At 62.9% G+C, this 12,976-nt stretch carries 7 protein-coding genes; 2 read left to right on the forward strand and 5 right to left on the reverse strand.

Going from position 1 to position 12,976, the window contains the following annotated elements; all coding sequences use genetic code 11:
- Positions 1–94 precede the first annotated feature (94 nt).
- Complete coding sequence (locus E1809_RS12505) at positions 95–1,000, forward strand: MSMEG_6728 family protein (protein WP_133204558.1); 906 nt, start codon at positions 95–97, stop codon at positions 998–1,000.
- 198 nt (positions 1,001–1,198) lie between these two features.
- On the opposite strand, the gene E1809_RS12510 is transcribed toward E1809_RS12505, so the two are convergent.
- Together E1809_RS12510 and E1809_RS12515 are read right to left on the reverse strand one after the other, a co-directional pair.
- The gene (locus E1809_RS12510; protein WP_133204559.1) at positions 1,199–3,667 is read right to left on the reverse strand and encodes a Tex family protein; all 2,469 of its coding nucleotides are present in this window, start codon (positions 3,665–3,667) and stop codon (positions 1,199–1,201) included.
- A gap of 65 nt (positions 3,668–3,732) precedes the next feature.
- On the reverse strand, positions 3,733–4,170 hold the full coding sequence (locus tag E1809_RS12515) for a CBS domain-containing protein (protein ID WP_133204560.1): 438 nt from the start codon (positions 4,168–4,170) through the stop codon (positions 3,733–3,735).
- A gap of 185 nt (positions 4,171–4,355) precedes the next feature.
- Here E1809_RS12515 and E1809_RS12520 point away from each other — a divergent pair, with 185 nt between their 5' ends.
- On the forward strand, positions 4,356–7,976 hold the full coding sequence (locus E1809_RS12520) for a TM0106 family RecB-like putative nuclease (RefSeq protein WP_133204561.1): 3,621 nt from the start codon (positions 4,356–4,358) through the stop codon (positions 7,974–7,976).
- A gap of 7 nt (positions 7,977–7,983) precedes the next feature.
- On the opposite strand, the gene E1809_RS12525 is transcribed toward E1809_RS12520, so the two are convergent.
- The 3 genes from E1809_RS12525 to E1809_RS12535 form a co-directional block, all read right to left on the reverse strand.
- On the reverse strand, positions 7,984–9,867 hold the full coding sequence (locus E1809_RS12525) for an MFS transporter (protein ID WP_215279589.1): 1,884 nt from the start codon (positions 9,865–9,867) through the stop codon (positions 7,984–7,986).
- Between the two features lie 291 nt (positions 9,868–10,158).
- Complete coding sequence (locus tag E1809_RS12530) at positions 10,159–11,229, reverse strand: alkene reductase (RefSeq protein WP_133204562.1); 1,071 nt, start codon at positions 11,227–11,229, stop codon at positions 10,159–10,161.
- Positions 11,230–11,340: 111 nt separating this feature from the next.
- The gene (locus E1809_RS12535) at positions 11,341–12,522 is read right to left on the reverse strand and encodes an exodeoxyribonuclease VII large subunit (protein WP_165962295.1); all 1,182 of its coding nucleotides are present in this window, start codon (positions 12,520–12,522) and stop codon (positions 11,341–11,343) included.
- Between the last annotated feature and the right edge of the window lie 454 nt (positions 12,523–12,976).

Consider the following 12,976-nt stretch of genomic DNA (forward strand, 5'->3'; position numbering starts at 1 on the left):
TCTTTGCTCCATGGATGCACCATATAGAGCCGGCGAGGGGAAGACCACACCCCGTCAACTTGGTTCTGGGCCGTCGCACCCCCAAACTGAAAGGATGCAGACCTTCCTCCCGTTCCCCGATTTCAAGCAGAGCGCTGCCGCGTTGGACACCGCCAGGCTTGGCAAGCAGCGTGTCGAAGCCCTGCAGATCCTCCGCGCACTGGTCATCCCCGAGTTCGGCCGGTCTGCCCACCCGGCAATCCGCATGTGGATGGGGTATGTTCCTGCGCTGACGATGTACGGCCTGGCGATGGTGGACGAATGGGTCGCCCGTGGCAATCCGGACAACACCCGTGCGAGCATCACCGAGTTCGCACCGCAGGCAGCCCACCCGGACTACGCGGACAAGATTCCCATGCCGCCGTGGCTCGGCGACCCCGATTTTCACTTGAGCCACCAATCCAAGCTGCTCCAGAAGGAACCTCGCTTCTATGCAGAACACTTCCCGGACGCTCCGAAGGACCTGGAATACATCTGGCCCGAGCCGCGCTACGAATTCATTCCGGAAGACCCCTTCGACGATTTCATTTGGGTCCTTCGTTCCCCGGTGGGCGACGTCGAACCGGAGAAGATCGACAAGGTCGGTTTGCCGACTGTCGGTAAGGTCAAGCCCGCAAATGCCGACAGCGACGAATACCAATTCGTCTACGCCGAGGAAACGTCCCGCCGCCCCGCCAAAAGCTCGCGCAAGGTACCCGTCCAGAAGGTCAAGAAACCCACGCGGAACCGGCAACGCCAGGAAGAAGCTTTCAGGACGCTCCCCGGCAGCACGCCTGTCCTTGTCCCCGTCGAAGGCGGTGCCAAGTTCGTCTTGGGCAAGATCCACGGACGGCCCATCACCTTGGCAGACGGCAGGTTCGGCCGCAACTTCGAGGTCGAGAAAGTCATTGACCGTTCGGACTTGGACTTCCCGGCCCTGATGCAGGACCCGCGGGCGTTCTTCCCGATTCCGTCGCTATAGGGGCGGGTGCGGCCTCGCGACGGCGGGTGCCGCACACGCTCGCTCACTTTTGACGCAAAAATGGCAAACCCTTGTGCACATCATTTTCCGACGTGCGCAAGGGTTTGCCGTTTAAGTCCCAAACGTGAGCGAGCGTCCACCAAAAACCCACCAGACGTGAGCGAGCGTCGGGTTGAGACGCTGCGTTCGACGGCGGGGCTACTTGCCGAGCCCGGCTCGCCGGAGGGCTTCTGCCATTGCCGTGTCTGCCTGCGGCTTGGGCGTCGCCTTCGCACCGCTAGCCGCCCCTCCTGCCCTCGGGGATCCGGCACCCTGCCGCGCCGGACGGCGCTCACCGGAACCGCCACGCTCACCCGAACCAGCCCGCTCGCCGGAACCGCGCGAACCGGCACCACGGCCGCCTGAACCACCACGCGCGCCCGAGCCGCCCGCGGTGCCGGGTTCGTCGTCGAGCCTTAGGGTGAGCGAGATCCGCTTGCGCTCGGGATCGGCTTCGAGGACCTTCACCCGCACAACTTGGCCGGACTTGACGATTTCACGGGGGTCGGACACGAACTTGTTGGACATCGCCGACACGTGGACCAAGCCGTCCTGGTGAACCCCGACGTCAACGAACGCCCCGAATGCTGCCACGTTAGTCACCGTTCCCTCAAGGATCATGCCGGGCTTGAGGTCGGAGATCTTCTCGATGCCTTCGGAGAACGTCGCGGCGGCGAACGCGGGTCGAGGGTCGCGGCCGGGCTTCTCGAGCTCGGCCATGATGTCGCGAACGGTCGGCAAACCGAATGTCCCATCGACGAACGCCTGCGGATCCAATGTGGACACGGCCCCACCATGTGCGGCGGCGACGATTTTCCGTGCCACCGAATACGCTTCGGGGTGGACACTGGACGCGTCCAACGGCTCCGCTCCCCCGGTGATCCGCAAGAAGCCGGCACACTGTTCGAAGGCCTTGGCGCCGAGCCGGGGCACCTTTTTGAGGTCGGCGCGCTTGGCGAACGGGCCGTTCTCGTTGCGGTAGGCCACGATGTTCTCGCTCAGGAGCGGTCCGACACCGGCCACGCGGCTCAACAGTGCGGGAGATGCGGTGTTGACGTCGACGCCCACTGCGTTGACGCAGTCCTCGACGACGGCGTCGAGCGAACGGTCAAGCTTCGCCGCGGTGACGTCGTGCTGGTATTGCCCGACGCCGATCGACTTCGGCTCGATCTTGACCAACTCCGCCAGCGGATCCTGCAGGCGTCGCGCAATGGACACAGCGCCACGAAGGGACACGTCCATGCCGGGAAGCTCGGCAGCAGCCAACGCGGATGCCGAGTACACGGATGCACCGGCCTCGGATACGACCAGTTTCTGCACGGCAGGACCGCCCGACGCGGTCAGGTTCTTGATGAGCTGCCCGGCGAGTTTGTCCGTTTCGCGCGAGGCCGTGCCGTTGCCGATCGCCACGAGTTCGACGGCGTGCTGCCGCGCCAAACGCTCGAGCGTCACCAAGGCCTCGTCCCACTTTTTGGCCGGGGCGTGCGGATAGATCGTGTCGGTGGCGACCACCTTGCCGGTGCCATCCACGACGGCCACCTTCACGCCGGTCCGCAATCCTGGGTCCAGGCCCAGCGTGGCGCGGTTCCCGGCCGGAGCGGCAAGGAGCACGTCACGCAGGTTGGCAGCGAAAACACGGACCGCTTCGTCCTCGGCCGTCGCGAACATGCGGCCACGGAGGTCGTTGCTCAGGCGGTCCAGGATCCGCGAGCGCCAAGCGATCTGCGCAGTCTGGACAAGCCACGAATCGGCCGGCCGACCACGTTCGGCGACCCCGAGGCACTTGGCCACAGCGTTCTCGTAGCGCGTGCGGGCGGCGGCCAGGGCGTCGTCGTCGGCTGGTTCTGCCTCGGCGAGGTCAAGCTCGAGGACGCCGTCGTTCTCACCGCGCAGCAGCGCGAGGACGCGGTGGCTCGGCATGCCGGAGGGCACCTGCGTGAACTCGAAATAGTCCTTGAACTTCTGCCCCTCGACCTCCTGGCCTTTCTTCACGCGGGACACCATCCGGCCCTGCGTCCACAACCGTTCGCGCAGGTCCTCGGCAAGGTCCGGATCCTGCGATACACGCTCCACGAGGATCGATCGGGCGCCGGCGAGCGCGGCGGACGCGTCGTCGATTGAGTGCTCGGCGTTGAAGTACTTGGCAGCTTCAGTCTCCGGATCGAGCTGCGGATTTGCGAGCAGCGCATCGGCGAGCGATTCGAGCCCGGCCTCGCGGGCGATCTGCGCCTTCGTGCGGCGCTTGGACTTGAAGGGCAAGTAAATGTCTTCAAGCCGCGATTTGGTGTCAGCGCCGACGACGGCGGCTTCCAGTTCCGGGGTCAGCTTGCCTTGCGCGGCAATCGCCTCGAGGACAGTACGACGGCGGTCCTCCAGGTCCCGCAGGTAGCGGAGCCTCTCCTCGAGCTCGCGCAATTGGGTGTCGTCGAGCGTCCCGGTGACTTCCTTGCGGTACCGGGCGATGAAGGGGACGGTCGATCCGCCGTCGAGCAGTTCAACCGCGGCTTTGACCTGCCAAGCCTTGACGCCCAACTCGTCTGCGATGCGGGCGTGGATGGCGGTTTCTGCCGCTGGAAGCGGCGTGGTCTGGCTCGGGGCTGACGGGGTCGCTGGAAGTTGAGTCACCATGACATTGTGCCCCACAAACGAAAGCGCCACGGCTGGTTGGCCGTGACGCTTGGGTTTGCAGTGCGTCAGCCGAGCGGGACGGCGGGCGACTTGGCGGAAATGTGCTCCACCAGTTCTCCAGTGCGCTGTTCGGCGTAGTTGCGGGCGATGTCGCCCTGGCTGATGATGCCGACCAAGCGGTGGTCGGTGATGACCGGAAGGCGCCTGACTTGGTGTTTCTCCATCAAGTCAATGGCGGCGTCGATGCTTGCATCGGCATCAATCCAGATCGGCGTGCCTAGGGCGAGGTCGGCCGCGGTCTTCACGCCGACATCCCATCCTTCAGCTACGCATCTGACCACGATGTCGCGGTCGGTGATGAATCCCTTGAGCCTTCCATCGCTGCCGCAAATCGGCAGGGAACCGACGTCCAGATCGCGCATCAGGACGGCCGCGTCACGCAATGACTGGTCTTCCTTGACGCATTGGGCGTTGGTGGTCATGAATTCGCGCACAACACTCATGAGTCCTCCTCCATCGATGTGGTATCGACGCGGACCCCCGGCACCGACGCCGATGTTGTCAGCCTACGCTCAGGCCGAAACGCTGAACAGATCGCGGTTGAAAGTGCTGATCCTATTACTGTCAGGGACCCCTGATAGCTTGGCTTTGTCGGCTTGGAATGGTGCGTGGCCTCGAAGGGGGCAGGGTGTTTCTTCTTGATTCGGAAAGTGCGGGAGCGGCGCAGGACCTGGTGTTTTCGGCCAGCGACCTCGTGATTGCTTCCACGTGCGAATACCAGTTGCTGCGCGTGCTGGACGAGAAGCTGCATCGCTCCCCCAAAGCGGAGTTCGACGCCGACGAAATGCTTGGGCGCGCCGCGAAGCTGGGCGATATCCACGAACACGCCGTGCTGGAGCGGTTCGTGGCCGAGTTCGGCGCTTGGGATCCGCGCGCGGGAACCGGAGTGTACGACGTCGTTCCCGCCGAAGCGATGGACCGCGCCACCCTGCGCGCCAAGCACGCGGAATCCATTGAAGCCCTGCGGTCCGGCGCGGACGTGGTCTTTCAGGCTGCGTTCTTCGACGGCGGGTTCCACGGTCGCTCGGATTTCCTTGTGAAGCAGGGCGGCGGCAGGCGCCCCGGCGGCACGTATGCGGTCTTCGACACCAAGCTCGCGCGGCACGCGAAGGTCACGGCGTTGCTGCAGCTTGCCGCTTATGCGGAGCAACTTCTTAAAGCCGGGATCGAGCCTGCGCCGGAGTTGACTCTCGTCCTGGGGGCAACTGTCCAGGCAGACACCGGCGGCTACGACTACGTGCACAGCAACCACAAGTTGGCCGACGTACTGCCGGTTTTCCGCGAGCGCCGCAGCCGTTTCCTGGCGCTGACCTCGGCGCACCGGTCACAGCCCGAGCCCGTCCAGTGGGGCACTTCAGGGGTGACCGCGTGCGGCAGGTGCAACTATTGCAAGGAACAGGTCGAGTCGCACCGGGACCTGCTGATGGTGGCGGGGATGAGGATCACGCGCCGCAAGAAACTGCTTGCCGATGGCATCTCCACGATTGACGACTTGGCCGGGATGCCTGACGCCACGGATTCCGTGACGCGGCGGTTGCAGGAACAAGCGCGGCTGCAAACAGGGATCGCGACCGCCGACGGAACCGTTCGCTATACCGACAAGACCGGTAAGGCCAAGAGCATCAGCTACTCGGTCCTCGAATCCAACTCTTTGGCCCGCCTTCCGCGACCCGACGCCGGTGACATCTTCTTCGACTTCGAGGGAGATCCGTTGTGGCAAGACCCGGCGACCGGCCGTTGGGGCTTGGAGTACTTGTTCGGCGTGGTCGAGAATCCTGGAACTCCGGGCGAAAAGCCCGTCTTCCGGCCGTTCTGGGCACATTCCCGGACCGAGGAGCGGCAGGCTTTCATCGACTTCCTCGATTACGTCGAGGAACGCCGGATGAAGTATCCGGACATGCGGATCTACCATTACGCGGCTTACGAGAAAACTGCCCTCCGCCACCTGTCGCTGATCCATACTGTCGGCGAGGCCGCCGTGGACAACCTCCTGCGGGACGGCGTCCTGGTGGACCTGTACGACACCGTCCGGCACAGCATCCGCATCTCCGAAAACTCCTACAGCATCAAGAAACTCGAGCCCCTCTACATGGGCGAGCATTTGCGCTCGGGCGAAGTGACCGACGCCGGAGCTTCAGTAGTTGCCTATGCCAACTACTGCACTGCCCGCGACGAAGGCCGTAGCGACGAGGCCGCCGGCATTCTGGCGGGGATCTCGGACTACAACGAATACGACTGCCTCTCCACCCTTGAGCTGCGGAACTGGCTGCTGGGCTTGGCCTCCGAGCGTTCAATCGAGCCGGGCTACTCCGTGCCGGCGACGCACAAGGAGACCGAGCCGGCGAAATACGAAGCCGCACCGGAAGAAACTGCCCTGCTTGACTACGTCGCGGAGCATGCCGTGGCACCCTCGGAAGCCCGGGCAGTCGCCTTGGTGGCTGCCGCCGTCGGTTATCACCGGCGCGAGGACAAACAATATTGGTGGGGCCACTTCGATCGTCTCGACCGGCCCGTTTCCGAATGGGAGGACACCCGGGACTGCTTCGTTGTTGAACAAGCTGAGGTGGTACGGGACTGGTCCACTTTACCTGGGAAGAGGAACCCTTCGAGGGACGTCCTGTTCTACGGCCGCGCAGCCGAAGGTTCGGGATTTACGCCCGGCAACAAGTTCTTCCGAATGTACGATGCCCCTGTGCCTGAGGCTTTCGATGGCAAGGCAATGAGTGCCCAAGGCAGGAGCGGTGCAGGGGGAACCGAGATCCTCGATGCAAGCGGCTTGGACGCTAAGGACTCCCCCGGTGAAGGGCACAGCGGCGATACCGTGCTCGTCCGGGAGATCCTGCCCAGCAAAACTTCGCCCTTCCACCAGCTACCCATGGCGCTGACGCCCGATGTCCCGGTCAACACCAACGGCCAGCGGGCAGCCCTCTCGGAACTAGCCGTCGAGCTTCGCTCCAGCTTGCCGTCCTGGCCAAAGAACCCAGCCTTGGACTTGCTGCGCCGAGTCCCACCGCGGCTTGCCACGCCAACGGCACTGCCCGTCGTCGGGCCCGGCGAGAACGGCTACGTGGACGCGATCACTGCAGCGGTCGCAGACCTCGACCGCTCCTACCTCGCTGTTCAGGGACCTCCGGGAACGGGCAAGACCTACGTCGGCTCCCACGTTGTGGCACGACTCGTGGCCGCAGGATGGAAAGTAGGGGTGGTCGCCCAGTCCCACACAACGGTTGAAGCACTCCTCCGCAGGGCGATCGAGGCAGGCGTATCTCCGGCCAGGGTCGGGAAGAAACCCAAGGAAGGCGATACCCAGGCAAAACCATGGGAGATCCTGGCTGATGGCGAAATAGAACGGTTGTTGACGTCGGCCGGCGGTTGCCTCATCGGCGGTACGGCCTGGACCATGACTGGCAAAACCGTTCCAGCCCGTTCCTTGGACCTGTTGGTGATCGACGAAGCCGGGCAGTTCTCCCTGGCCAACACCCTTGCCGTAAGCCGGGCAACGAACAGGCTGCTGCTTCTCGGCGACCCGCAGCAGCTCCCGCAGGTTACCCAAGGCAAACACCCTGAACCGGTGGACGAATCCGCCCTCGGCTGGTTGGCGAACGGCCATCACACACTGCCGGAGGAGCTTGGCTATTTCTTGGCGACATCGTGGCGCATGCACCCCGATTTGTGCACTGCGGTGTCAGAACTTTCCTACGACAACCGGCTCGAGTCGGCTCCCCTCGCCTCGGAGCGGCGACTGGCCGGAGTCCCTGCCGGCGTGGAATGCGTCTACGTTCCGCACGGCGGCAACTCCACCCAGTCATCGGAGGAAGCCGCGGAAGTGGCCAGGCAAGTTCGGAGGCACGTGGGACTCGCATGGTTGGATCCGCGTGAATCGGCCGAAGAACGGCCATTGGGTGAGAAAGACATCTTGGTGGTGGCCGCCTACAACGCCCAGGTGCAGCTCATCCAGCGGGAACTTCGGGGTGCCGGCCTCGGCGGTGTGCGCGTGGGCACCGTGGACAAGTTCCAAGGCCAGGAGGCTCCCGTGGTGATCGTTTCGATGGCAGCGTCCGCTGCGGCCGAAGTTCCCCGCGGCATGGATTTCCTGCTCTCACGCAACCGGATCAACGTGGCGATCTCGCGCGGTCAATGGCGTGCCGTCGTCGTACGCTCACCGGAACTGACCAACTACCTGCCGAGCCACCCCGAAGGTCTCGAGCAACTGGGCGGCTTCGTCGCGCTGTGCCAGCGGGCCAGCTAGCTTCGCTTCATCGGAGGCGACGTGGATCAACGCTCGTGGGTTTCGGAACATGGTCAGCGGCACGCCGACGGACGGCTTGCTTTCCGCCGTCGTGCGCCCTGACCGTGCGCAACGACTCCGCAGCCGGAAGGAACTGCGCCGCTGGGAGACGACGCGGGGCCTCGGACTCGATCCGATGCTCCGTGTACTCGTACTTTCCGCCGCGGAGGGCGGACGCGAAAGCGGCCACGATGCAGGCCGCGATCGCGAAGGCAAAGGCCACTGCAAGGCCTTCGGCGAACGGCCCCGAGATGAGGGCCGGGAAGAAGGAGCGGCCGGTCAGGAACGCCGAGTCCGTCGGCGGAAGGCCTCCCAGGACTTTCGGCCCGAGCAGCGTCTGTACCGGGTTGTAGCCCAGCAACGAGGAGAACAGGACCGAAACTGGCGGTAGTTGCGCAACCTTCGCCGCGTCTGCGGCGGCCACACCGTGAGCCGTCAGGCCTGAGGCGAGTGTCTGCGGCAGAGTGCGGGCGAGCCCGGTGATCATGAGGGAAAAGAAGATGCCGATGGAAAGCACCATGGCCGAGTTCTGGAAGGTCGTGCTCATGCCCGCGCCCACGCCGCGGCGATTAGGCGGAAGCGAATTCATGATGCCGGCCCTGTTCGGTGCTGCAAACAACCCCATGCCCAAGCCGTTGGTCAGCAACGCAAGGCAGAACGGCAGGTACGTGAAATTCACCGGCAATACGAGCAGCCAAAGGAAACTCGCTGCTGCCACTACCATTCCCAAGGTGGCGAGGAGCCGGGCCCCATGGCGGTCGGAGAGCCAACCGGAAACGGGTCCTGCGATCAGGAATCCCGCGGTCAGCGGCAACATGTAAATGCCCGCCCAAAGCGGGGTGGTTTCAAAGCTGTAGCCATGCTGCGGCAGCCAAATCCCCTGAAGCCAGATGATCAGGATGAACATCAAGCCGCCGCGGCCTATGCCGGACATCAACGAGGCCAGGTTTCCAGCGGTGAACGCTCGAATTTTGAAGAGCGACAAATTGAACATAGGCTCCTCGATCTTTGATTCCACCAAGCAGAAAATGGCCAGCACCGCAGCTCCACCGATCAAGGCGGCGAGCACCCACGGGTTGGTCCAGCCCATCGTGTGGCCGCCGTATGGCTGGATGCCGTACGTGATGCCCACCAGCACCGCGACCAGGCCCACCGCGAACGTTCCGTTGCCCCACCAATCGAGCTTGGCCGGCTGCCGGATTCCGGTGTCGTGCATGCTGAGGTAGGCCCACACGGTGCCCGCCAACCCCACCGGCACGGACACGAGGAACACCAAGCGCCAATCCAGCGGGCCGAGCAATCCCCCTACGATCAGGCCCAAGAAGGATCCCGCAATGCCTGCGACCTGGTTCAGGCCCAACGCCAGTCCGCGCTGCTCCACTTTGAAGACGTCCGTGATGATGGCCGTTGAATTGGCCATCAACATCGCCCCGCCGACGCCCTGAAGCACACGCATGATGATCAGCCACAGGACTCCCGCGTCACCTGAGAGCCACGTCAAAGAAAGCAGCACGGAGAATACCGTGAAGATCGCAAAGCCTGCGTTGTACATCGTCACCCGGCCGAACATGTCGCCCAGCCGGCCAAAGGTAACCACAAGCACGGCCGTGACCACCATGTAGCCCATGACGAGCCAAAGGAGCATGCTCGTGTTGCCGGGAGTGAGCGGGTCTACGTGGATTCCGCGGAAAATGTCGGGCAAGGCTATGAGCATGATGGACGAATTGATGGTCGCCATGAGCATGCCCAGCGTGGTGTTGGTCAGGACTGTCCATTTATAGTGGGGGCTGGCAACCGCGCGCTCGATGCGGGCCTGGCGTTTATCCCTGAAGACTTGGGTCTTTGTCGCCACCTCAACTGCCCCTTCCCGGCACACGGGCCGATTCGGGATTGTTACCTCACTAAAAACCTTAGACCCGGAAACTGTGCGGGGAACTAAGGGGGCTGGGATTTTCTGCTGGGCCACTCCGGTTGGCTTGGGCTGGCTCCCTCGCGGTTCCGGGGATCTCGAACGGCACCTACCCGCTGATCCAGCAGAATGTGCCGCGATGGCAGAAGCTACCCAGGTAAGATCGCTTAAATCACGACGGCGGCACTCGGCTTTCAGGAAAAGCCGAGTGCCGCCGTCGAGGGCTAGTTGGGGTTAGTTCGCGTAGAACGGGTAGTCGGTGTAGCCCTTCGCGCCTTCACCGTAGAACGTAGAGGGATCAGGTTCGTTGAGCGGCAGGCTCTCACGCCACCTGCGCGCGAGGTCCGGGTTTGCGATGGCCGGGCGCCCTACGACGACGGCGTCCGCGTGGCCGTTCGCGACGAGTGCTACGGCTTCTTCCCGGTCCGTGATGGTGCTGAAGCCGGTGTTCACCAAGAACGTACCCCTGAAACGCTCGCGCAAGTCCTGGACGAGTTCGCCTTGGGGTTCGTGGTGCAGGATGCTCAGGTAGGCCAGGTTGAGCGGGGCGATCGTGTCCACGAGAACCTCGTATGTTGCGCGGACATCAGCAGGATCAGTCTCTTCAATCTGCTGTACCAGGTGCTCCGGGGAAATCCTGATGCCCACCCGGTTGGCGCCGAGGGCCTCGACCACGGCGTTGACGGTCTCGATGACGAAGCGGGCACGGTTTTCCGGGGAACCTCCGTAGCTGTCCGTACGGATGTTGGTGTTAGGTGCAAGGAACTCGTGGAGCAGGTAGCCATTGGCTGAGTGCAGTTCAACGCCGTCGAACCCGGCCTCGATAGCGTTCCGGGATGCCGTAACGATTTCCTGGATGACCGCTGGTAGCTCATCTGTGCTCAACTCGCGCGGAACCGGGTAAGGCTTTTTGCCGTTCGGGGTCCGCACTTCGCCTTCGATGGCGACAGCACTGGGTGCGACAATTTCGTTGCCGCCGGTGATGTCCGGGTGGGAGACTCGTCCACCGTGCATGATCTGGGCGAACATGCGGCCGCCTTCGGCATGGACGGCGTCGGTCACCTTCTTCCAGCCTGCGATCTGTTCCTCGGTAACAAGGCCAGGCTGGCCCGGGTAGGACTGGCCGGCTGGAGTGGGATAAGTTCCCTCACTGACGATCAAGCCGAGGGACGCGCGCTGCCGATAGTGCTCTACGAGGAGGGGCCCGGGAATCCCTTCTGCGCCTGCACGTACACGGGTCAACGGTGCCATGACCAAGCGGTTGGGAAGTTCAAGTTCGCCGAGCGTCAACGGGGAAAACAACATGTGCAATGCCTTTCAAACGGGAACGGATCCACTGTTGGCAACTGCAACGCGTCTGCAACTATTCCGGAGCCAAGGATGATGAGACAAGCGTCACAACGTTGTCGTGTTTGCTCAGCCGTTGGAAGGGATGTTTGCGATTACTTGGCGAATGCCCCGAATGGTCCTCACACTCTTGGCTCTCCGACGCCAGTCATCCTGGTCGCGGAAAGGGTGCTTCATTGGCTTGGTCGCCGGATCCGAAACAAACCTCTGGTTCCGCTTCTCCACCCAAGCAGCCAGGAGTGAGATCCCCACAGAGCAAACCGGATACAGCACCTGGGCCAAAACAAGCGAACTGAAACCCGTTAGCTCGAGCACCGGCTGCTGGACGAGAAGGGCAAAAACGCCTGCCGCGATAAATGCAGCGACTTTGAGTTGGGAGAACATTCGAACGCGGCGCTGCGCCAATTCGATGAGGTCACTGCGGTGTTCGTGTTCGGCAGCCCGGGCCCACGTTTGAAATGCCGCGGCTTCCGCCCTTGCTCGATGCAGATCAGCCAAGCTCGGATAACGAGGGGCAGGCGGCTCGTTGATGGGGGTCGGCGCATTGGCCGGGGCGGAAACTCTGGCAGAGGTCGGCGCGGGCGAGCGCCCAGTCGAAGCTCGTTCGTTGATTCGTTTGGACTCGATGTAGTGGCGCTTGTCGAGTTCCCGTTTGATTGCTTCTCCAGCGGCCGTTGGCGTCACGAAGGAGAAACTCGCTGCTCGATCGGCCATGGAGACGTCCGGTTCATGACCAATAGCGGTTGCGACGGGCACCGGAGAGCGGTTGATTGCAAGAGCTATTTCGGGTTGATCGAAGACCCTCAATTTGCTCCAGTGCCCGCCACCCCTAACGATGAGGATAAGGTCGTAGCCCTTCGAAATGATCTCAGCGAGCTTCGCTTGGAACATCTCGGGTGCTGCCTGGCTGGCCCAGCGAAATGGCTGGTAGTCGATTGCCAGGTATTCCTTTTGTTCGGACTTCTGAACCCGGCTTTTGAAGTCAGCCAAGCCGCGGCTATCGTCCGGCGCGATTACCAGCAATCGTTTGAGTTGTTTGGGGAATCTGGGCCTTTGGTAGTCATTACAGTGAATATCTCGTCGAGAGGTCCTGGCCGACGGGACGCCCGCTACGCGAAGTGCGTCAATGGTGTGTTCATCTTGGCGATGAAGTTCTCCCGAGAGGGTGAAATTCTCTGAGATTTTGGTGACGTCCAGGATGACGGTGCCGTCGTCGGTCAACTGAGTCTCGCCTTGGATCTCAAGCTTCATGCCTTCTCGCATGGCAGCGGCCAAGGACACCTCTTGACGGCGAAGGTAGTTGGCGATGTTGTAGACATTCTCGCCGCTAATCCGACACTCGAGCACATCTAGCGTTCTCCCGTTGAGCGTTGCTAGGTCGAAACGCCAATTGCGCCCGAGACGCCTCGGGGACCTGCATTCTCCGCCAATCGTCTTCAGGACCACGGGAAAAGCCTCCCGAACTGTCCTTACCGCGGTGCTGACCGACTCGAGGTCACCCGAAAACCGCCTTCTGCCTCGTGAATTTTGTTCCTTCATTCTTCTCCCCCAATTTTCAGTTTGCGTAGGTATTTCAAACTTGCCGGTCAGCATAGCCTCGACCCCCGTTCTGGAGGCAGTTATGGGCATAGTTGCGCGTGACCGAGCGCCACACGCTCACAGTCTGCGCCGGGGAAGCGAACTCACACGATCCTTCCAGCGATCC

This window comes from Arthrobacter terricola (assembly GCF_004354015.1).
In the GTDB taxonomy this organism is placed as follows: domain Bacteria; phylum Actinomycetota; class Actinomycetes; order Actinomycetales; family Micrococcaceae; genus Arthrobacter; species Arthrobacter terricola.